The sequence below is a fragment of the Nonomuraea salmonea genome (assembly GCF_042428605.1).
In the GTDB taxonomy this organism is placed as follows: Bacteria; Actinomycetota; Actinomycetes; order Streptosporangiales; family Streptosporangiaceae; genus Nonomuraea; species Nonomuraea salmonea.
Map to the genome: position 1 here is coordinate 45402 of NZ_JBHMCF010000029.1, position 21237 is coordinate 66638.

Here is a 21237-nt window from a genome sequence, read left to right on the forward strand (position 1 = left end):
GCCCTCACTCAGCCCGACATAGGGTGAGATTCATGGACTATGTGCGACTTGGTAACACAGGCCTGAAGGTCTCCCAGGTGTGCCTCGGCATGATGAGCTACGGCGATCCCGCCAAACTGGCCTGGACGTTGCCGCTCGACCAGGCCGAACCGCTCATCCGCAGGGCGGTCGACGGCGGCGTGAACTTCTTCGACACCGCCGACGTCTACAGCGCCGGCGAGAGCGAGGTCGTGACCGGCAAGGCGCTGCGCGCGATCTTCCCCCGGCGGGAGGACTACGTGCTGGCGACCAAGGTGTACTCGCAGGTGGGCGACGGCCCCAACGACCGCGGCCTGTCACGCAAGCACATCCTCGACGGCATCGACGCCTCGCTGCGCCGCCTCGGCACCGACTACGTGGACCTCTACCAGATCCACCGCTGGGACCCCGAGACGCCCATCGAGGAGACCATGGAGGCGCTGAACGACGTCGTCAGGGCGGGCAAGGCCCGCTACATCGGCGCCTCCAGCATGTGGGCCTGGCAGTTCGCGAAGGCCCAGCACGTGGCCTCCGTCAACGGCTGGGCGCGGTTCGTCTCCATGCAGAACCACTACAACCTCCTCTACCGCGAGGAGGAGCGCGAGATGCTGCCGCTCTGCGCCGACCAGGGCGTGGGCGTCATCCCGTGGAGCCCGCTGGCGCGCGGCGTGCTGGCCAGGGCCGGCTCGTCCACCGAGACCGCCAGAGCCGGCTCCGATCAGCGCATCGCGTCCCTGTACGACCCCGAGAACGACAAGCTCGTCATCGACAGGGTCGCGCAGCTCGCCGCCGACCGCGGCGTGCCCGCCGCGCAGCTCGCGCTGGCCTGGGTGCTGCGGCGCTCGGAGATCACCGCGCCCATCGTCGGCGCCACGAAGGAACAGCACATCGACGACGCGCTGGCCGCCGTCTCGGTGACGCTGTCGGACGACGAGGCGGCCTTCCTGGAGCAGCCGTACCGGCCGCGCGAGGTCCGCTTCTAGCCACCTGCCCCGGGGCCTCGCTCGCGGGCGCGCGAGATTGTCGGAGCGAGGTCCTAAGGTATGGGCATGCGGGCAAACGAGGAGGCTGCGGCGGCGCTGCAGGAATACGCGGAGCTGTTCGCGCTCACCGGCGGCGACGCCTTCAGGGTGCGCAGTTACCAGAAGGCGGCCAAGGCCATCGCGGGCTTCCCCGAGGACATCTCGATCGTCGACGTGCGCTCGGTCCCCGGGGTCGGCGAGGCGATCGCGAAGAAGATGGAGGAGTTCCTGCAGCGCGGGAGCTTCCGCCAGCTCGACGACCTGCGCGGGCGTGTCCCCGACGGCGTGCGGCGGCTGACCAAGGTGCCCTCGCTTGGCCCCAAGACCGCGATCATGCTGTACGAGGACTTCGGCATCGACTCCACGGTGGCCCTGAGCGAGGCCATCACCTCGGGCCGCCTCGACGGCGTCAAGGGCCTCGGCCCCAAGACGCTGGCCAACCTGCTCAAGGGCGTCGAGCAGCTCGAGCAGTCGGGCCGCCGGGTGCACATCGGCATCGCGATGGCCCTGGCCGAGCAGGTCATGGGGTCGCTCAAGGCCGAGCGCATCACCTACGCCGGGTCGCTGCGGCGCATGAAGGACACCATCGGCGACATCGACATCCTCGCCGTCGCGCCCGAGTCCATCATGGACGACTTCCGCGCCCAGCCCTACGTCGCCGAGGTCATCGCCGCCGGCGACAAGAAGACCTCCATCCGCACCACCGCCGGCATCCAGGTCGACCTGCGCGTGGTGCCGGCCGGGTCGTGGGGTGCGGCGCTGCAATACTTCACCGGCTCCAAGGAGCACAACGTCGCCATCCGCGAGATGGCGGTGAAGAAGGGCTGGAAGCTGTCCGAATACGGGCTGTTCGAGGGCGACCGCGTGATCGCCGCCGAGTCCGAGGAGGACATCTACCACGCCCTCGGCATGCACTACGTGCCGCCACCGCTGCGCGAGGACGGCGGCGAGGTCAAGGCGGCGCTGGCGGGCGAGCTGCCGGTGCTGGTCGAGCTGGGCGACCTCAAGGGCGACCTGCACACCCACACCGACCTCACCGACGGCATCGCGAGCCTGGAGGACATGGTGGCCGCCGGTCACGCCCGCGGCTACTCCTACTACGCCGTCACCGACCACGCGCCCGACCTCGCGATGCAGCGCATGACCCTGGACAAGGCGCTGGAGCAGCGGGGGCGGGTGGCCGAGCTGCAGGCCCGCTATCCGGACATGCGGCTGCTCCACGGCACCGAGCTCAACATCGCGCCCGACGGCTCGGTCGACTGGCCCGGGGAGATCCTGCGGGAGTTCGACGTGTGCGTGGCCTCGGTGCACTCCCACTTCACGATGTCGCGCGACGAGATGACCCGGCGGTTCATCGCGGCCTGCGAAAACCCTTATGTCGACATCATCGGCCATCCCACCACGCGCAAGATCGGCAAGCGGCCCGCCGTCGACGCCGACTGGGACGCCGTCTTCCGCACCGCCGCGCGCACCGGCACCGCCATGGAGATCGACTCCTACCCCGACCGCTCCGACCTGCCGTCCGACCTGGTGCGGCTGGCCCGGCACCACGGGGTGAAGTTCTCCATCGACAGCGACTCCCATGCCATCCCGCACCTGGCCCATCAGCGGTTCGGAGTCGGCATCGCGCAGCGGGCCTGGCTGACCACGGACGACGTCATCAACACCTGGCCCCTCGATCGCCTGCTCACCTTCCTGGGCCGGTGACACACGACCGGCTCCCGTCCGTACGAGAGGCCCGGCACGAAGTACGACAAACGGGCGGTGCTGCCGCCGTCCAAGGAGCCCGTCCGCGCCGCCTGCGCCTGCGCCGCGCTGGGCGAGGGTCCGAGCACTGGGGTGCTGCGCCTGCGCCGCGGTAGGGCGCGGGCCCGAGCACTGGTGCGGCTCAAAGGAGGGTGAGCACAGGGCCTGTGGGTGCGGCGCGTCCGCCTCCAGCCCCGGCGCGGCTGACCCTTTCGCTATCGGGGTCGCTACCGGGGTCGCTCGGCCGGGAGGCCGGTGAGGCGGGCGAGCGCGGTGAAGCCGTCCGGGCTGCCGGGCCAATGACTTCTCACCGCGTCGAGGCCGGCCCGGCGCACCACCGAACGCAGGACGGCCGCGACGATGATGGCGTCGTCGGCGTACCCGAGGACGGGGATGAAGTCCGGGATCAGGTCGATCGGCACCGCCAGGTACGCCACCAGCAGCCAGAGCCGCACCCGTACGCCGCGGGGCAGATCCCGATCGGCGGCCAGGCGGCGTACAAGCCGCAACATGTCGGGCAGCAGCCGCAACGACTCCCGCAGCAGCCCACCGCGCGGCCGGACGACGGCGAGCGCGACCACAAGCGCCGCCCACGAAACCACCACAGCGACCACCACCCCTAGGAGCAGCTCCCACCACGCCTCGCTCACGCCCGCTCAGCACCTTCCGCTCACCAACCCGGCTTCCTTACGGTGCAGCCGCCATGCATGGACGGCAACTCGGGCGAGGGTGCCGCACCTTCCCATCGGCGACACGGCCACCCATCACGCTGACGAGAGTCCCTCCCACTCCCCCGGTGACACGGCCGCCCTTCACGGTGCAACCGTTACGCATCGGCGGCACATCACGCGAGAGTCCCTCACCCTCCCCCGACAACACGGCCACCCTTACGCTGCAGTCGTTACGCATCGGCGGCACATGACACGAGTCCCTCACCCCCCAACGCTACGGCCGCCCCTTACGGTGCAGTTGTTACGCATCGGCGGCGCATCAGACGAAGGTCCCTGTTAGTGAGGGTTGGTGGGGGATGTGGGGGCGGGGTAGGTGTTCGGGTGTGGAACGTTCCGGTCCAGGTGGGGCAGATTTCGGCAAGGAAGGGCGCGCGGCGTCAGCCGCAGGAGATTAAATGGTTTCCAGGTAGGAAATAGTCACAACGAGGTGATGCTGCATGAGGCAAGCCACGGCGCCGATCATCAAGCCGCTGCCCGACCACCTGTTCCGGGTGCACGGCAACAGCGCCGAGATGCGGTGGGAGGCCATGGCCGGGCTGGGCTACCACACGCCGAACGACCGGTTCTTCGTCCGCAACCACACCTCCACCCCCCTCATCGACGTCACCACCTGGCGGCTGCAGGTGCACGGCCCGGGAGTGCGGCGGCCACGGGAGTTCACTTATGACGAGCTGCGGGCCATGCCGTCCCGTACGTACGACGTGGCGCTGGAGTGCGCCGGCAACGGGCGGCGCTTCTACCGGACGCAGCAGCACGACGGCGCCCCCGGCACCCAGTGGGGCCTCGGCGGGATCGGGGTGGCGCGCTGGCGCGGGGTGCCGCTGAAGCAGCTGCTCGAGGAGGTCGGCGTGCTGCCCGAGGCGGTGGACGTGCTGGCGATCGGGCTCGACGCGCCGTTCGAGGAGCACGGCCACGTACGCCGGCCGCTGCCCATCGACAAGGCCATGGACGACGTGCTCGTGGCCTACGAAATGAACGGCGTGCCGCTTCCTCCCGACCATGGATTTCCGGTGCGGCTGGTGGTGCCGGGATGGGTGGGAATCGCGTCCATCAAATGGCTCGGGGAGCTGGAAGTTTCCACCGTTCCGCTCTTCACTCCGTGGAACACCGTTTTTTACCCGGACGTCACCACGCAGCCGGTGAAGAGTGCTTTCGAGCTCGCGTGGAATGCGCGGGTGCCGCTGTCGGGGACGCGGACCCTGCGCGGGCGGTCATGGTCGGGGCAGGGCAGGATCGTGCGCGTCGAGGTGAGCATGGACGGCGGCCTCACCTGGCGCGTGGCCGAGCACCATGGCCACCACCTGGCGAAAGCCTGGCTGCCGTGGCACGTGGAGTGGACGCCCCGGCACACCGGCACCCGCCTGCTGATGGCCCGCGCCACCGACGAGACCGGCGCCACGCAGCCGCTGACTCGGCCCCGTCACCCCTTCGGCTATCACTTCGACGCGGTCGTGCGCCATCCCGTGCACGTCGTCCTCGACTAGGGAAAAGGCAACGATCCCCGGCCTCGTCCTTGATTACGGGAAAGGCCGGGTCCGGCGCGGCCGAATTCATCTGGAGGACTCGGCGGGAAACCTTCCAGAAATCCCGTCATGTGATGCTGCCCGCATCCCGGGGAAAAGGAGAGCCGATGCGTCAGCTGAGCGCACTCGACGCGCAGTTCCTCCATGTGGAGACGGCCACCACCGTCGCGCACGTGGCGGGGCTGGCGGTGCTCGACCCGGCGGACGGGGCAGTTGACCGCGACTCGCTGGCGGCGCTGCTGCTGGCACGCCTGCACCTCTCCCCCGCGCTCAGCCTGCGCCTGGCGGAGGTGCCGCTGGGGCTCGACCACCCTTACTGGGTCGCCGACCCCGCGTTCGACATCGACCACCATCTCTTCGAGCTGACCCTGCCCGCGCCGGGCGACGACCGCCGGCTCGCCGAGGCGGTCGCCGAGATCCACGCCCGACGGCTCGACCGCACGCGACCGCTGTGGGAGATGCACCTGATCAAGGGTCTGCGGGGCGGGCGGGTCGCGGTCTACACGAAGGTGCATCACGCGGCCATCGACGGCGTCTCCGGCGCCGAGACCCTCGCCGCCCTCCTCGACCTCACCCCAGACGGCCACCTCCCCCCGAACGGCACCGGCCAAGGCCATCCCTCACCCCCTCCCGCCCCACGAACGGGTCGACGCCAGAGTGCGAAGGCGGGGGTGGCGACAGAGGCGGGCGTGTGCCCGGAGGCAAGCGCAGCGCCGGAAGCGCCCGCCCGGCCAAAGGCAGGCGCAGCGCCGGGAACGAACGTCCGACCGGAGGCAGGCGCAGCGCCAGGAACGAACGCCATACCGGAGACAGGCGCAGCACCGGAAACGAACGCCGTACCGGAGGCAGGCGCGCGTCCCGAGCGGGCCGCGACGCCGAAGGCGGGGACGGGCGTGGGGGTCGTAACCGTCACGGGCGCTGAGCCGGAGGCCGGGGTGGGGGGCACCGCTGTGGCGGGAGGAGGGGGCGGGGCGAAGCCGGGGCTGGTGGGGATGTTGGCTTCGGCCGTCCTGCATGGGGCTACGCAGCCGTTGCGGGCTGCTCGGTCCGCGATGAGGGCGGTGGCGGATCTTGATGCGATTCCGCTGGCCGCCGGGCTGCCCGGGGCGAGGCTGATCGCCAGGGCGGCGCGGGCCGTCCGTGGGGACAGGCAGCATCGGCCGGAGTTGCCCAGCCTCGCGGTGCCGCGGACGCCGTTCAACGGGCCGATCAGCGCGCGCCGGCACCTGTCGTTCGGGTCGCTGCCGCTCAAGGACGTCAAGCAGGTCGCCAAGCCCAACGGCATCAGCGTCAACGACGTGGTGATGACGCTGTGCGCGTCCGCGCTGCGCTCGTGGCTGCGGGAGCGGGACGCGCTGCCCGACGAGCCGCTGATCGTGGCGGTGCCCGTCGCGGTGCGCAGGCCGGGCGGCAAGGACCTCGTCGGCAACCAGATCTCGGCCATGGTCGCGCCCGTGCCGACGAACGTCCCCGACCCGAAGGAGCGCCTGCGGGTCATGGGCGCGGTGATGGGCCGGGCCAAGCGCAGGTTCGCGCTGGCGCCGGCGACGTGGCCGAGCGAGCTGTGCTCGCTGCTGCCCGCCCCGGTCACCAGCCTGGCCACGCCCGCCATCTTCCGGCTGGCGGGCATGGCCTTCCCGCCGGTCAACCTGATCGTCAGCAACGTGCCCGGCCCGCAGTTCCCGCTGTACCTGTGCGGTGGCCGCGTGCTGTCGTACTACCCGCTGTCGGTGCTGACCGACGTCAGCGGCGGCCTGACGATCACCTGCTTCTCGTACGACGGCATGCTCGACTTCGGCATCGTCGCCTGCCCCGAGCGGGTGGACGACGTGTGGAGCCTGCTCGGCCACCTGCGCACGGCGCTGGACGAGCTGTCAGACGAGCGAGTGGGCGATGAGTTCCGCGACGGCGTCGGGGTCGATCTGGTGGCCGGTTAGCTGGCACAGGTTCTCCTGGTAGAGCAGGGCGGCGGCGAACATGGCCGCCGCCACCTCCAGCCTGGCCGCGTCGCCGCGCGCCCCGGGCGTGGCCAGCTCCAGCGCGAACCTGGCCCGCCTGACGAGCTCGCCGTTGAGCCGCCCGAGCCGTTCGTTGACCGAACGGTGGGTGTCGGCCTCGCGGAACAGGATGCGCCGCATGGCCGGCGAGGCCCGCAGGGGCAGGGCGCGGGCGAGCCGGGCGAGGGTGCCGGCCAGGTCGCCCGGCACGGCGTCGACCTCGCGGCCCTCCTCGATGACGGCGCGTTCGTTGACGAGAGCGACCAGCAGGTCGATCTTGTCGGGGAAGTGTTGAGCAATCAGCCGATTGGGCACTTTCGCAAGTTTCGCTATGACCGCGGTCGTGGTCGCCTCGTAACCGCGGCCCGCGAACAGTTCCTCCGCCGCGTCCAGGATGCGCGTGCGGACGTCACCGATCACCACAGCTCAGCACCCTAATGCGGGGCGGAAGTGCCGCGCCATGCCGTCGGGGCGGGAGGGGTGTCGCGCGTGTCACTCGGTACGCGGCACACGACACTGTCGTGTAGCGTTTGAGACAAATATGTCTCAGATGAAACTCAGGTGCTTCACCATGGCTGTGACACGCGACCAGATCATGAAGGCCGCCATCCAACACCTCAACGAGAACCCGATCGCCTCCATGGCCCAGCTCGCCGAGGCCGTCGGTGTCAGCAGGGCGACTCTGCACCGCCACTTCAGCAACCGCGAGGAGCTGATGCTGGCGCTCGCGCACCGCGCCCACGACCAGTGGGAGCACGTCCAGGAGCGCTGCGGGCTGGTCGCGGCGACCGGCTCGCAGGACCCCGGCGCGCTCGCCGGGGCCCTGGAAGCGCTGGTCGCCGGCATGGTCGAGATCGCCGACGAGTACGGCTTCGGCCTCACCGACTACACCCTCCTCATCGAGCCCGAGCTGCGGCGGCGCGCCGACGCCCTGGAGGAGCGCGAGCTGGCGTTCTACGCCGCCGCCCAGCGCGCCGGGGTGCTCCGCGCCGACCTGCCCGTGCGCTGGGTGAGCAACACGGTGTTCGGGCTGATGGTGACCGTACGCGAGAGCCTGCGCCACGGCGACGTGGCCCGGCGTGACGTGCACCGCCTGCTGCAGACCACGTTCCTGCGCGGCACCGGTGCGGGCGGCCGCGGGGGCGAGGGTGAGCGGGCGGAAGGTGGCCGGGGATGAGCCGGGGGCGGCGGTGGGCCGCGCTGGTCGTGCTGTCGGCGTCCGTGCTGATGGTCGTCATGGACATGACCGTGCTCAACGTGGCGCTGCCCGCCATCTCCGAGGAGCTGCGGCCTGACTCGGTGCAGCTCCTGTGGATGGTGGACGCGTACTCGCTGGTGCTGTCCGGACTGCTCGTCACGGCGAGCGCGCTGGGCGACCGGTGGGGGCGCAAGCGCATGCTGCTGGCCGGGTTCGCGGCGTTCGGGCTGGCGTCGCTGGCGGTCACCGTCGCCGGCGGCGCGACGGAGGTGATCGCCGTACGGGCGCTGCTCGGCGTCGGCGGCGCGATGATCATGCCGTCCACGCTCTCGCTGATCAGGCACCTGTTCACCGACCCGGGCGAGCGTGCGAGGGCACTGGGCGTCTGGGCGGCGATGGCCGCGACCGGCGCCGCGCTCGGCCCGATCGTCGGCGGGCTGCTGCTCGAGCACTTCGGCTGGCAGGCCGCGTTCCTGGTGAACGTGCCGGTCATGGCCGCCGCGATCGGCGCCGGGGTGTTCCTGCTGCCCGAGTCGGCGAACCCCGCCCCCGGCCGGTGGGACGCCCTGGCCACGCTGCTGTCGATGGCGGGCATGGTGGCGCTGGTGTACGCGGTCAAGACGTTCGGCAAGGACGGGCTCGCCTCGCCCGCCGCCCTGGGGGCGAGCGCAGTCGCGGCGGTGACGCTCGGGTGGTTCGCTCTGCGCTGCCTGCGGCGGCCCGACCCGCTGCTTGAGCTGCGGCTGTTTCGCAGCGCGCCCTTCTCGGCCGGTGTCGTGACGGCGCTGACCACGTCCATCGCGATGGCGGCCGTGTTGCTGCTGCTCGCCCAGTGGATGCAGCTCGTGCAGGGGTACGGGCCGCTGGAGACCGGCGTACGGCTGCTGCCCGCCGCGCTCGCCGCCGTCGTCGCCTCGCCGCTGGCGCCCTCGCTGGCGGGACGGGTGGGGGCGCGTACCGTGCTGGCGGGCGGGCTGGCGCTGACCGGACTGGCGTTTCTGCTGCTGTACGCGGCGCCGAGCCCGCTCGGCTACTGGCCGGTCGCGGTGGCGCTGGCACTGATCGGCCTCGGGAACGGCTCCCTCGCCATCGCCTCGGCGGCCATCATGTCAGGCTCTCCTCCCGCGAAGTCGGGCAGTGCGGCGGCCATCGAGGAGACCAGCTACGAGGTGGGCGGCGCGCTCGGCGTGGCCGTCCTGGGCAGCGTCGCGGCGGCCGTCTACCGGACGGGGCTCGACGCGCCCGCGCTCGGCGGGGCCGGCGCCGCGGCCAGGGAGTCGCTGGGCGGGGCGCTGGGCGTGGCCGGCGAACTGGGCGCGGCGGGCGCGGCGCTGGCCGAGCAGGCGCGGGCGGCGTTCACCGAGTCGCTGGTGGTGACGAGCGCGGCGGGCGCCGTGCTGATGCTGGCGGGCACGCTGGCGGTCTGGCTCCTCACCCCCCGCCACCTGGACGTGTCAGCCGGTCACTGAGCCGTCAGGGGTGGAGTCGGGGCCGGCCACCTGGTCGGCTACGCGGCCGATGCGGGCGAGGCGGGCGAGGGCGGGGCGGGAGAGCACCTCGCCGATGTCGTGGAGGGCGATGATCAGCTCTTCGACGCCGTCGAGCGGCATGTCGGGCTCCCGGTTGAGCAGGACGCCGCGGTAGTCCTCAGGGGACACAGCGCCGCCGGGCAGCTCGATGCGGTCGTTCTCGGCGCGGAACAGGACCGGGACGGAGGTGTCGAGGACGAGCGCGAGCGCGGTCAGCTCGGCGGCGGTGAAGGAGCGCTGACCGCGCTCGGCCTGGTGAACGGCCTGGCGGCTCCAGGGTCGGTCGAGGTAGCGGCCCAGCGCCTCGCCCAGCTCGGTCAGTGACATGCCGCGCTCGGCCCGCAGGCGTGCGATCTGGTGGCCGATGGCCTCTTCGACCCGCAATGTGATCACCCCTTCGAGGTGTCATTCTGCACGATGACACCGACAGTCAAGCGTTGACGGTGGGGCGATCGCGGCAGTACTGTCAATGTACAGAGTTCCCCGTCAATGTTGCCGATGACAGGCCGACTGATACGGCCGATGGTGAGGCGCGACATGCAAGACATCCGCATCGAGGTGGTAGGACCGGTCGGCGACTGTGCCGTGCTCAAGATCGCCGGTGAGGTCGACGTGTTCACCGCTCCGAAGCTGCGGGAGCAGGTGGTCAACCTCGCGGGCCAGGGCGTCGTGCACATCGTCGCCGACCTGAGCACGGTGGAGTTCCTCGACTCGACCGGCCTCGGCGTGCTGGTCGGCGGCCTGAAGCGGCTGCGCACGCTGGACGGCTCGCTGGCGCTGGTGATGACCACCGAGCGCATCTCCAAGATCTTCCGCATCACCGGGCTCACCGCCGTCTTCGCCTCCCACTCCTCCGTCAGCGAGGCGATCACCGCCGACCCGCACTGGAAGCAGGTCGTCGAGGGCGAGGCCGGCGGCGTCGAGGCCTGGTGCGGGGAGCACGGCCTGTCCTGAGCGGGCGGGCGGTCAGGGACGCGAGGCCTCGTCCAGGAGCGTGAGCTCCTCGGCGGTCAGCGTCGTCCCTGCCGCCGCCAGCAGAGGCCGCAACTGCTCGACGGTGCGGGCGCTGGCGATCGGCGCCGCCACCGTCGGCTGGGCGGCCAGCCAGGCCAGCGCGATCGTCGCGGGCGCCGCGCCGCGGCCCTCCGCCACCCGGGTCAGGGCCTCCAGCGTCCTGGGGCCGCGCGGGGTGTCCAGATACTCGGCCGCCCTCGGTGCGCGGGGGCTGTCCACGGCGACGCCCGGCGCGTACTTGCCGGTCAGGAAGCCGCGGGCGAGCCCCGCGTACGGGGTGCTCGACAGCCCCTCGCGGGCCACGACGTCCCGCAGCTCGCCCTCGTAGCCGCGCTCGACCAGGTTGTACGGCTGCTGCAGCGCCACGTACCTGGCCAGGCCCTCCTCGTCGGAGATCTTGAGCGCCTCGGCCAGCCGGGGAGCGGTGTAGTTGGACGCCCCGACGTGACGGACCTTGCCCTCGCGGACCAGCGTGTCGAAGGCGCCCAGGGTCTCCGCCGGCGGCGTCTCCTGGTCGTCGACGTGCGCCCAGTAGAGGTCGATGTAGTCCGTACGCAGCCGCCGCAGCGAGTCCTCGACCGCCGCCCTGATCGTGCCCTCGGCCAGGCCCTTGCGCCCCTCCAGCATGCCGACCTTGGTGGCGAGCACGACGGACTCCCGGTTGCCGCGCGCGGCCAGCCACTCCCCGATGATGATCTCGGACGTGGACTCCCCCGTCTCCCAGGCCGGATAGACGTCGGCGGTGTCGAGGAAGTTGCCGCCACCCTCGACGTACGCGTCCAGCACCGCGAACGAGGTCTCCTTGTCCGCCGTCCAGCCGAACACGTTCGTGCCGAGCGAAATCGGGAAAACGGACAGGTCGGAATTGCCGATGGATCTCATCCCGCCATTATCGCCAGGCCGCATCCAGGCGGAACGCCCCGCCCCCTGACCCGATCGAGGCCGATCAGCTGGCCCGGTGCACCAGGGAGCCGCACAGGGCGCGCAGGTCCGCGGCGTCCGGCAGGCACTCGTCCAGCACGCCGAGCGCGGCGGTGACGTACCGCTGGGCCAGGTCCTCGGCGCCGGCCCGGCCGCCGGCCGCCTCCACCAGGTGGGCGGCGTGCCGTACGGACTCCTCGCCGTCCACGCCGGAGACGAGCAGGTCGGACAGCTCGCGGGCGGCGGGGCCGCCGCCGGCGAGCGCGGCGAGCACGGGCAGGGTCTTCTTCTCGCGCCGCAGGTCGCTGTGGACGGGCTTGCCGGTCAGGCGCGGGTCGCCCCAGATGCCGAGGATGTCGTCGGCGATCTGGAAGGCGACGCCGAGGTCGCGTCCCATGTCCCACATGCGCCCGGCCAGCTCGGGCGCGCCGCCCAGGGCCACGCCGGCCGCGGCGGCGGCGCCGAGCAGGCCGCCGGTCTTGCCCGCCGCCATCTCGGCGTACTCGTCCACGGTGACCTCGCCGGGCCCGCGCCACGGCCGGTTCTCGAAGGCCATGTCGGCGGTCTGCCCCTGGACCAGCTCCATCAGGGCCGCCGACAGGTAGGGCATCGCCTCGGGGCGTCCGGCGAGCTGGCCGACGGCCAGCGCCAGCAGCGCGTCGCCGGTGAGCAGCGCGGGCCCCACGCCGTACGCCTTCCACAGCGCGGCCCGGTGCCTGCGCAGCTCGTCGCGGTCGATGATGTCGTCGTGCGCCAAGGAGAAGGCGTGCACCAGCTCCACCGCGACCGCGCCGGGCAGCGCGGACTCGGCGCTGCCGCCGACCGCCTCGGCGCTGAGCATGACCAGGGCGGGCCTGACGCCCTTGCCGACGCCGCCCTGCCGCGGGCTGCCGTCCACGTCCGACCAGCCCAGCGTGAACGCGGCCATGCGGGCACCCCAGGGGTGCAGCGCCCCGACGGCCTCGCGCAGTGCGGGTTCGAGCAGACTCCGGTAGCGCGCCAGGGAGTCGGCGCCCTGCGGCAGAACGCCCGGCCGGCTGACGTTCATCGGGTGCTCCTACCTCCGGTTGATCTTGAAAATCCATGCAGAAGCATGTGATACTCCACTGTGGATTTGACATCTGTCATTACATGTCCCTTATGTGAGACAGAGGTCCACAGAGCTGACCCGCGCCCCGAGCACCGCCGGCACAGGCGGCCCCGGGGTGGCGCACACGATCGCACCCAGGAGAAACGACTGGTCGAGGACATCGGCGAGAGAGCCGGAAGCCGGAGTACGAGTGGAACCGACCACCATCATTCCTCCGTGAATGCACAAGATGGGCAACATCTCACCATTCGCCCAAGCTTGATCATACACGCACTTTCGTACGATAATCACTCAATGAGTGAGAAATCCTCACATAGCCGACTTCTAGCTACATAACGCTCTCTGATCGGGGATCGCCGCCATGCCGCACCCCACGGAAACCTCCGTGTCCACTCCCCACGTCGTCCCCTTCTACCGGGCCCTCCCGAGGCTGGTGAAAGACCCGGTGACGGAACTGGCCAACATGGGAACCGAGGCCAAGGGCCGGATCGTCCAGGTGAATCTGGGCCCGTTCCGACCGTACCTGGTCTCCCATCCGGAGCACGTGGAGCAGGTGCTCAAGACCGACTGGACCAACTTCGCCCGTGAGGGCATGTTCTGGCGGCCGCTGCACCGCGTGACCGGCCAGAGCATCCTCGGCGAAGGCGAGACGTGGGCGTCCACGAGGAAGATCCTCGCGCCGCTGTTCACCTCGCGCTACATCGCGTCGCTGGCCGACGACATGGCCGACATCATCGACGAGTGCATCGTCGAGCTGGAGGACTTCGCCGCCACGGGCCGCCCCATCGACGGCGGGCACCAGATGACCACGATCGTCAACCAGGCCGTCATCAAGGTGCTGTTCGGCGGCCGGATCTCGCGCGACACCGCCGAGCGGCTGGCGCCGGAGTTCGCCACGTGCGCCACGTCGATCGGGTTCCGGCTGCTGTTCCCCTTCGCCCCGTACTCCGTCAAGGTGCCCGGCGACCGGGCCTTCCTGCGTTCGGCGCAGAAGATCGACGAGATCGTCTATCCGCTCATCGAGCAGGCGCAGCGCGAGGGCGACACCTCCAGCAAGGAGGTCGTCTCCAAGCTGCTGTCGGCCCGCCTGGAGCAGGAGGGCAAGGCCGACCTCAAGCAGGTGCGCGACGACCTGGTCAGCATCTACGGCGCCGCGTCGGAGACCACCGCCATGTCGCTGACCTGGCTGTGGTCGGTGCTGCACGACCACCCGGACGTCAACGCCCGGCTGCGCGAGGAGATCGACAGCGTGGTGGGCGGCGAGCCGGTGCGCCCCGAGCACGTCGGCCGGCTGCCCTACCTGCGCATGGTGCTGCAGGAGCTGCTGCGGGTCTATCCGTCGGCCTGGATCATCCCCCGGCAGGCGGTCAACGACGTCGAGATCGGCGGCATGCGGATCAAGGCCGGCTCGCAGGTGCTGGTCAGCCCGTACACGACGCACCGGCTCGAGGAGTTCTGGGACCGGCCTGAGGTGTTCGACCCCGACCGCTGGGCCGACGAGAAGGCCGTGGTCAAGCACCGCTACTCCTTCATCCCGTTCGGCGCGGGCCCGCACGTGTGCCTCGGCCAGCACCTGTTCTACGTCGAGGCGCCGCTGGTCATCGCCAACGTGCTGAGCCGCTACCGGCCGGAGCTGACCAACCCGCAGCGGCTCACCCCGCTGCCGGGCGCGTCCGTACGGCCGAAGGAGAAGCTGTGGCTGCGCCTGCACCCCGTCGAAGGGCGGCGGGCGGCGTGAACCCCGCGGACCTCACCACGGGCCCTGAGGACCTCACCGCGGTCGCGAACGACCTGATCGCCAGCCTCATGCTGCGCCCCTGGGGCCAGGTGTCACCCTCGGTGTACGAGACCGGCCGCCTCGTCTCGCTCGCCCCCTGGCTGACCGGCCACGGTGAGCGCATCGGCTACCTCGCCCGCACCCAGCGCCCCGACGGCTCCTGGGGCGCGCCCGACGGCTACGGCCTGGTGCCGACGCTCAGCGCCACCGAGGGCGTCCTGGCCGCGCTCACGCGCGGCGACCCCGGCATCGACCGGGCCCGCCTGCTGGAGACGGCCGAGCGCGGCCTGTCGGTGCTCGGTGGCTGGTTAGCGGGCCGGCTCGACCTGCCCGACATGCCGGCGATCGAGCACATCGTGCCGTCGCTGGTGGCGCTCATCAACCAGCACCTCGACGCGCTCGGCGCGGGTCACGAGCCGCTGCCGCTGCCCGAGGGCATGAACTACGACACGCTCACGCTCCTCAGGGAGTGGGTGAAGTCGGGCGCGGAGGTGCCGGAGAAGCTGCTGCACGCGCTGGAGATCGCCGGCGCGGAGGCGGCGGGCGCGCCCGGCATCCGCCCGACGGTGATCGGCACGATCGGCGCCTCCCCCGCCGCCACGGCCGCCTGGCTGGGCCGCTCGGAGACCGGCGCCGACGGCGAGTCCGCCAGGCGGCACCTGGAGGACGTCGTCCGGCTGCACGGCGGCCCGGTGCCCGTGGGGCTGCCGATCACCGTGTTCGAGCGGAGCTGGGTGCTGAGCTGGCTGGTACGCGCCGGGGTGCCCGTCGAGGTGCCGCCCGAGATGCTGGCCGACATCAGGGCCGCCATCGGGCCCGAGGGAACGCCCGCCGGGTACGGCCTGCCGCCCGACGCCGACACCACCTCCGTGGCGCTCTACACGCTGGCGCTGGCGGGGGTGCCGTACGAGCCGGACTGCCTGTGGCGCTTCCGCTCCGGCACGCACTTCGCCACCTGGCCGGGTGAGCAGGGCACGTCCGTCAGTGTGAACGCTCACGTTCTCGACGCCTTCGGCCAGTACGTCGCCCGCCGCCCCGGCGCCGCGCCCCGCTACGCCGAGACGATCGCCGACCTGTCGGCCTGGATCGCCGAGCGCAGGGAGCCGAACGGGAGCTGGACCGACCGGTGGCACGCCTCGCCCTACTACGCCACGGCGAGCTGCGCGCTGGCGCTGGACGCCTTCGGCGGCCCCGCCGTGGCGCCCGCCGTGGCGGAGGCGGCCGAGTGGGTGCTGGCCACCCAGCGGCCCGACGGCTCGTGGGGCCGCTGGGAGGGCACCGCGGAGGAGACCGCGTACGCCATGCAGGTGCTGCTGCTGACCGAGGGGCGGGCCGATCCGCGGCGCGTCGCGGCCGCGGACCGGGGGCTCGCCTGCCTGGCGGGCTCGACGGGCGGCGAGCACCCGCCGCTCTGGCACGACAAGGACCTGTACGCGCCGTTCGCCATCACCCGCGCGGCGATCATCGCCTCGTCGTACCTGGCGACGCGGACGGCCGTGGTGTCCTAGCCGTGCGACTCCGACCTGGCGTCCTCGGCCAGCTCGCGCACGGTGTAGGCGTGCGTGTCCCTGGCCATGTACCAGGCGCCGTTGAACGCGACGCTCCTGCGCTGTCCCTCGACGACGCCGGCCAGCTCGGCGGGCAGCCGCCGCAGCTCGGCGTCGAAGGCGGCGTTCAGCTCGGCGATGTGCGCGCTCACCCGCTCCACGGCGGCCTCCGTGCTCGTCCCCGCGCGTTCGAGGATGAGCACGGAGTTCGGCTTGCCCTCGCGCCGCTCGCGCTCGAACGTCCTGAGGTCGTTGGCCAGGCGCATGCACTCCGCGCCGAGCGCGGTGGCCGGCTCGATCGCGGCCCAGTGCTCGGTGCGGGCCGGCTCAGGGCCGCAGACGCCCAGGGCGGCCGCCCACCAGGTGCGGTAGAGGATGGTCAGGCCGCCGTTGGCGAGGTAGCGGTCGTAGCCGGGCCACGGCTCGCCGCCGATCGCCCACCGGCGCTCCAGCGCCATGGCGGCGCCGGCCAGGTCGAGCTGCCCGAGCAGCGAGGAGGTGTGCGCGGCGGCGCCCGGGTGGGCGCGGAAGCGCGCGCACCACGCCCGCCACGCGCTCAGCGCCGCCGCCATCGGGCCGGCTTCTCCGGAGGCGCCGCCGGGCTCGGAGCCGGACAGGACGCCCTTGATGCGGCCGAAGAACGCGTCCACGTCGGCGTCGGACCAGTCGCCCGCGATGCTGTCGGCGATGTCGTCCATGCCGAACAGGACCGCGGTCAGCGCGCCCAGGTCGGCGATCTGGTCGCGGGTGGCGGCGGGGAAGGTGGCGGCGGCGGACAGGCAGCTGAAGGCGAGCCTGCTGGAGGCGCTGTCGCCGTCGGCGAACAGGGTGGTGTGGGGGCGCAGCAACCGGTCGGCCTCCGGCACGGCGTCGAGCGCCGCCGTCAGGACGGCCGCGCGGTCGCGCCCGGGCACCCCGGCGAGCTGGTGGGAGGCTTTGAGCAGGCGATCCGCGAGGTCATTGCGAATGTCGAAGTATGCGGAGGAAGGGTCACTCACCCGCGCAGGATATCCATTTTGCACGATTTCTGACTAAATCTGTCAAAAATCGGATATTTGTGCGCAAAGGGTTTGGAGTTGCTTGAGGGGCACTTTGTCCTGCGCTACAGTTTCGTGATCGACACCGTCCGTTGCCACCGCCGAGTGAGCTGGTGGCCAGCACTCGATTAACACTTTCTCAGGGTGGGTAAAATGGGCTTCCGCAATACGAGACTGCGGACCAAAGTCACGGCTCTGCTACTCTCCCTGGCGGCGCTGTGGGTCTTCGCGGCATGGGTCACTCTACGCGAGGGCGTCAACCTCCTGTGGGTCACCCAGGTCAACGACAGCGTGGTCGATCCCAGTGAGCCTCTGCTCGTCGAGTTGCAGAAGGAGCGCCGGATCTCGGCCGTCCACCTGAGCGACCCCACCTCACGTTCCCGCAAGGACCTCGAGGCCCAGCGCAAGCGCTCCGACGGCACGCTCGCCACCTTCAAGGAGGCCGCCACCGGCACGCTCGTCGGCTGGGCCACCGACGAAGAGGGCTCCGAGCGGCTCAACGAGGTCTTCCGCCGCCTCGACACGATCAAGCAGACCCGCCAGGCCGTCGATGCCGGCCGGCTGAACCGGGTGTCGACCACCGACGCCTACAGCGAAGTCATCGACTCGATCTACAACCTCTACGGCGCCCTGGCCACGCTCGACGACAAGGTCCTGGCCAGTGACATCCGTAACCTGCTCGCGCTGAGCCGGGCCCGCGACATCATCTCCAAGGAGGACGCGCTGCTGTCCGGCGCGCTGGTCAACGGGCGGCTCTCGGCCTCCGAGCACGCGCAGTTCGTCGCCACCACCGGCGCATGGAAGGTGGTGGCCGACCAGGCCGGCGCCGAGCTGTCGGACTTCGACCAGGGCGAGTACGAGAAGGTCAGCAACGGCCAGTCGATCACCCGGCTGCGCAACCTGGAGACGCTCGTCGCCGAGCAGGGCCCCGACACCGGCAGCGTGCCGTTCAGCGCCTCGACCTGGCGCCAGGCCACCGACCGCGCGCTCAACGACCTCAACACGATGGTCCTCGGCGCCGGTGACCGCCTGGTCGACCGCTCGGTCCCGGTCGCCGTCAACGTCATCGTCCGGCTGGTCCTGGCCGGTGGTCTCGGCCTGATCGCGGTCATCGCCTCGATCATCCTGTCGATCACCACCGCACGTGCCCTGTTCGCCCAGCTGCAGAAGCTGCGCGACGCCGCGCACGAGCTGTCCGACGACCGCCTGCCGAGCGTCGTCGAGCGCATCGGCCGCGGCGAGAAGGTCGACGTCGCCAGAGAGGCCCCCGCGCTCGACTTCGGTGACGACGAGATCGGGCAGGTGGGCCAGGCGTTCAACACCGTGCAGCGCACCGCCATCGCCGTCGCCGCCGAGCAGGCCGAGCTGCGCCGCAGCATCCGCGACATCCTGCTGAGCCTGGCCCGCAGGACGCAGGGCCTGGTGCACCGCCAGCTGACCGTCCTCGACGTGATGGAGCGCCGCGAGACCGACCCGGAGGAGCTGAAGGAGCTGTTCCGGCTCGACCACCTGGCCATCCGGATGCGGCGCAACGCCGAGAACCTCATCGTCCTGTCCGGCTCGTCCCCCGCCCGTACGTGGCGCCGCTCGGTCCCCATGGTGGACGTCGTCCGCGGCGCCCTGGCCGAGGTCGAGGACTACACCCGCGTCTCGCTCATGCCCATGGGCGACGTGGTGCTGGCCGGCCGGGCCGTCGGTGACGTCATCCACCTGCTCGCCGAGCTGATCGAGAACGCCGTGTCGTTCTCGCCGCCCTACACCAACGTGCAGGTCAGCGGCCAGCTCGTGGCCAACGGCTACGTCATCGAGATCGAGGACCGCGGGCTCGGCATGAAGCCCGAGGACCTCGACGCGGCCAACGAGCGCATCGCCGACCCGCCGGAGTTCCGCCTCTCCGGCACCGCCCAGCTGGGCCTCTACGTGGTCAGCCAGCTCGCCAAGCGGCACGACATCCAGGTGGTGCTCAAGTCGTCCCCGTACGGCGGCACGACCGTCGTGGTGCTGCTGCCGCAGGAGCTCGTCCAGCTCGACCCGTCGCCCGAGCCCCGCGACGACGGCCGCGAGCGGCTGCCCCGTCGGCAACCCGGCCGGGAGAACGGCAGGGAGAACGGCCGGGAGAACGGCAGGGAGGCGGGCCTCGCCACGGCGGCCAGGCCGATGGCGGAGAACGTCCGCACGCTCAAGTCGGCGCGGTCGGCCGCCCCGCTCGCGGCCCCCACCCCGGTGCGTGAGGTCAGGGAGCCCCGCACGGCGCCCGCGCCCGCGACCAGGCCCGAGCCCGCGGCCAGGCCGGAGCGCGTGAGCAGGCCCGAGCGCGTGAGCAGGCCCGAGCGCGAGCCCGCGCCCGCCCCAGAACCACCCCGGACCGAAACGCCGGCCGATCCGGAGCAGCAATCCGTGACCGAGTTCACACCGTCGGGGCTGCCCTTGCGGGTGCCCCAGGCCAACCTGGCGCCAGCGCTGCGTGACGAGACCCCCACGCAGCCCGACATCGAGGAGGACGATGACGAGCGATCGCCGGAGGAGATCCGCGCGATGATGGGATCCCTGCAGTCAGGCACCCGTCTCGGCCGCTCCGACGCGGCCAAGATGCTGGATGAGCACACGGGAGGTGAGAAATGAGTCCCACGGCGGGCACCGACCTCAACTGGCTGCTCGACGACCTCGTCGGCCGCATCAAGGATGCGGAGCACGCCATCGTGCTGTCGTCCGACGGACTGCTGATGGCCTCGTCGGCCGCGTTGCAGCGCACCGACGGCGAGCACCTGTCAGCCGTCGCCTCCGGGCTCCAGAGCCTGGCCAAGGGCGTCTCCGACCACATCTCGGGCGGCCAGGTCAGGCAGACGGTCGTCGAGTGGAAGAGCCAGTTCCTCATCGTGACCACCGCCGGTGAGCGCGCCTGCCTCGCCGTCCTGTGCGGGCAGCACGCCGACATCGGCCTGGTGGCGTACGAGATGGCCATGCTGGTCGCCAGGGTCGGCCAATACCTGACCTCCGGCGCCCGCAACGCCGAGGCCGCCGCCAGGAGCGACCGGTGAGAGCCCCGGACGGCGAGCCCACGGACGAGCACTGGGTGGATCCGGAGATCATCCGCCCCTACGTCGTGACCCGTGGCCGTACCCAGCCTGCCCACGGCAGGTTCGACCTGATCTCCATGGCCCTGGCGGTGGGCCCGCCGCCAGGGCCCGACGCCGGGCTGGACCCCGAGCACCTGCGCATCCTGCAGCTCTGCCGCGAGCCCAAGTCCGTCGCCGAGATCGCCGCCTACCTGGATCTGCCGGCCGGCACGATCCGGGTGCTGCTCGGTGACCTGTTCGATCGCGAACTCGTCTCTGCCCAGGAACCCCGATCCGAGGTGGACATGCACGACATGAAGATGTACAGGGCGGTGCTCGATGGCCTTCGCTCGCTCTGAGCGTCCGCGCCTCCCGACGGCGATCAAGATCCTGATCGCGGGCGGCTTCGGCGCGGGCAAGACGACGATGGTGGGCGCGGTCTCCGAGACCCGGCCGTTGCGCACCGAGGAGGTGCTGACCGATCGCGGCATCGGCGTCGACGACCTCACCTCGGTGGAGGCCAAGCGCACCACCACCGTGGCGATGGACTTCGGCCGCATCACGCTCGGCAACGATTACGTCCTGTACCTGTTCGGCACGCCCGGCCAGGAGCGGTTCTGGTTCGTGTGGGACGAGCTGGCCGAGGGCTCGCTGGGCGCGGTCATCCTGGCCGACACCCGGCGGCTGGCCGACTGCTTCCCCTCGGTCGACTACTTCGAGCGGCGGGGCACGCCGTTCGTGGTGGCGGTCAACTGCTTCGAGGGCGCGCCGACGTTCGAGCTGGAAGAGGTACGCCTCGCGCTGCAGCTCGGGCCCGACGTGCCGATCATCATGTGCGACGCGCGCAAGCGCGACTCCAGCCGTGAGGTGCTGATCACGCTGGTCAAGCACTCGGCCAGGCTTCGCGCCGAACCGGTCGGCAGCTGACCCACGCCACCAGCGTCCCACCGGCCCTCACCGGCCCCCGGCCGGTGAGGGCCGGTTCAGGTCCGTTCCGCCGGTCCGCTCGGCGGGCCCGGCTGCTGAGTCCG

General features: G+C 71.4%; 18 protein-coding genes and 1 pseudogene. 13 read left to right on the plus strand and 6 right to left on the minus strand.

Annotated elements, in window-relative coordinates; genetic code table 11:
• Nucleotides 1-32 precede the first annotated feature (32 nt).
• Both ACFFR3_RS24400 and polX read left to right on the plus strand, forming a co-directional pair.
• Complete coding sequence (locus ACFFR3_RS24400) at nt 33-1001, plus strand: aldo/keto reductase (RefSeq protein WP_345386759.1); 969 nt, start codon at nt 33-35, stop codon at nt 999-1001.
• Between the two features lie 66 nt (nt 1002-1067).
• The gene (gene polX, locus ACFFR3_RS24405; protein WP_345386761.1) at nt 1068-2747 is read left to right on the plus strand and encodes a DNA polymerase/3'-5' exonuclease PolX; all 1680 of its coding nucleotides are present in this window, start codon (nt 1068-1070) and stop codon (nt 2745-2747) included.
• Between the two features lie 266 nt (nt 2748-3013).
• Here polX and ACFFR3_RS24410 read toward each other — a convergent pair whose 3' ends face one another.
• A complete protein-coding gene (locus ACFFR3_RS24410) occupies nt 3014-3436 on the minus strand; it encodes a YkvA family protein (RefSeq protein ID WP_345386763.1) in 423 nt (140 codons plus the stop codon).
• A 518-nt stretch (nt 3437-3954) separates the two neighbouring features.
• On the opposite strand from ACFFR3_RS24410, the gene ACFFR3_RS24415 reads away from it, so the two are divergent.
• On the plus strand, nt 3955-5001 hold the full coding sequence (locus tag ACFFR3_RS24415; RefSeq protein ID WP_379483899.1) for a sulfite oxidase: 1047 nt from the start codon (nt 3955-3957) through the stop codon (nt 4999-5001).
• 146 nt (nt 5002-5147) lie between these two features.
• The gene (locus ACFFR3_RS24420) at nt 5148-6977 is read left to right on the plus strand and encodes a wax ester/triacylglycerol synthase domain-containing protein (protein ID WP_379483900.1); all 1830 of its coding nucleotides are present in this window, start codon (nt 5148-5150) and stop codon (nt 6975-6977) included.
• On the opposite strand, the gene ACFFR3_RS24425 is transcribed toward ACFFR3_RS24420, so the two are convergent.
• Nucleotides 6915-7460 carry a TetR/AcrR family transcriptional regulator gene (locus ACFFR3_RS24425; protein ID WP_345386771.1) on the minus strand — a complete coding sequence of 182 codons (546 nt, stop codon included), beginning with the start codon at nt 7458-7460 and terminating at the stop codon, nt 6915-6917. The genes ACFFR3_RS24420 and ACFFR3_RS24425 overlap by 63 nt on opposite strands.
• Before the next feature lie 148 nt (nt 7461-7608).
• Here ACFFR3_RS24425 and ACFFR3_RS24430 point away from each other — a divergent pair, with 148 nt between their 5' ends.
• Both ACFFR3_RS24430 and ACFFR3_RS24435 read left to right on the plus strand, forming a co-directional pair.
• The gene (locus ACFFR3_RS24430) at nt 7609-8214 is read left to right on the plus strand and encodes a TetR/AcrR family transcriptional regulator (protein ID WP_379483901.1); all 606 of its coding nucleotides are present in this window, start codon (nt 7609-7611) and stop codon (nt 8212-8214) included.
• The gene (locus tag ACFFR3_RS24435; RefSeq protein WP_379483902.1) at nt 8211-9704 is read left to right on the plus strand and encodes an MFS transporter; all 1494 of its coding nucleotides are present in this window, start codon (nt 8211-8213) and stop codon (nt 9702-9704) included. Before ACFFR3_RS24430 ends, ACFFR3_RS24435 begins: the two co-directional genes overlap by 4 nt.
• Here the strand turns inward: ACFFR3_RS24435 and ACFFR3_RS24440 are convergent.
• The gene (locus tag ACFFR3_RS24440) at nt 9690-10157 is read right to left on the minus strand and encodes a helix-turn-helix domain-containing protein (RefSeq protein WP_345386780.1); all 468 of its coding nucleotides are present in this window, start codon (nt 10155-10157) and stop codon (nt 9690-9692) included. The genes ACFFR3_RS24435 and ACFFR3_RS24440 overlap by 15 nt on opposite strands.
• A 144-nt stretch (nt 10158-10301) precedes the next feature.
• Between ACFFR3_RS24440 and ACFFR3_RS24445 the strand changes: the two are divergent.
• Nucleotides 10302-10634: pseudogene (locus tag ACFFR3_RS24445) on the plus strand (STAS domain-containing protein); the annotation flags it as partial.
• A 96-nt stretch (nt 10635-10730) separates the two neighbouring features.
• On the opposite strand, the gene ACFFR3_RS24450 reads toward ACFFR3_RS24445, so the two are convergent.
• Together ACFFR3_RS24450 and ACFFR3_RS24455 are read right to left on the minus strand one after the other, a co-directional pair.
• A complete protein-coding gene (locus ACFFR3_RS24450) occupies nt 10731-11660 on the minus strand; it encodes an aldo/keto reductase (RefSeq protein ID WP_345386782.1) in 930 nt (309 codons plus the stop codon).
• Between the two features lie 64 nt (nt 11661-11724).
• A complete protein-coding gene (locus ACFFR3_RS24455) occupies nt 11725-12747 on the minus strand; it encodes a polyprenyl synthetase family protein (RefSeq protein ID WP_345386784.1) in 1023 nt (340 codons plus the stop codon).
• Between the two features lie 427 nt (nt 12748-13174).
• Between ACFFR3_RS24455 and ACFFR3_RS24460 the strand changes: the two genes are divergently transcribed.
• Nucleotides 13175-14527 (plus strand): cytochrome P450, encoded by a 1353-nt coding sequence (locus ACFFR3_RS24460; RefSeq protein WP_379483903.1) that lies wholly within the window; start codon nt 13175-13177, stop codon nt 14525-14527.
• Nucleotides 14524-16074, plus strand: coding sequence for a prenyltransferase/squalene oxidase repeat-containing protein (locus tag ACFFR3_RS24465; RefSeq protein ID WP_345386790.1), 1551 nt, complete (start codon nt 14524-14526; stop codon nt 16072-16074). Before ACFFR3_RS24460 ends, ACFFR3_RS24465 begins: the two co-directional genes overlap by 4 nt.
• Here the strand turns inward: ACFFR3_RS24465 and ACFFR3_RS24470 are convergent.
• Complete coding sequence (locus ACFFR3_RS24470; RefSeq protein ID WP_364364355.1) at nt 16071-17111, minus strand: terpene synthase family protein; 1041 nt, start codon at nt 17109-17111, stop codon at nt 16071-16073. The genes ACFFR3_RS24465 and ACFFR3_RS24470 overlap by 4 nt on opposite strands.
• Nucleotides 17112-17303: 192 nt before the next feature.
• On the opposite strand from ACFFR3_RS24470, the gene ACFFR3_RS24475 reads away from it, so the two are divergent.
• From ACFFR3_RS24475 to ACFFR3_RS24490, 4 genes are read left to right on the plus strand one after another with little or no spacing between them, the layout of a single operon-like run.
• A complete protein-coding gene (locus tag ACFFR3_RS24475) occupies nt 17304-19772 on the plus strand; it encodes a sensor histidine kinase (protein WP_364364352.1) in 2469 nt (822 codons plus the stop codon).
• On the plus strand, nt 19769-20188 hold the full coding sequence (locus ACFFR3_RS24480) for a roadblock/LC7 domain-containing protein (RefSeq protein WP_345386804.1): 420 nt from the start codon (nt 19769-19771) through the stop codon (nt 20186-20188). Before ACFFR3_RS24475 ends, ACFFR3_RS24480 begins: the two co-directional genes overlap by 4 nt.
• Nucleotides 20185-20565: a DUF742 domain-containing protein gene (locus ACFFR3_RS24485; RefSeq protein ID WP_345386806.1), complete on the plus strand. Its 381-nt coding sequence runs from the start codon at nt 20185-20187 to the stop codon at nt 20563-20565. The genes ACFFR3_RS24480 and ACFFR3_RS24485 overlap by 4 nt, the downstream gene beginning before the upstream one ends.
• Entirely contained in the window at nt 20546-21133 is a 588-nt protein-coding gene (locus ACFFR3_RS24490) for a GTP-binding protein (protein WP_345386809.1), read from the plus strand. Before ACFFR3_RS24485 ends, ACFFR3_RS24490 begins: the two co-directional genes overlap by 20 nt.
• The last annotated feature ends 104 nt before the right edge of the window (nt 21134-21237 follow it).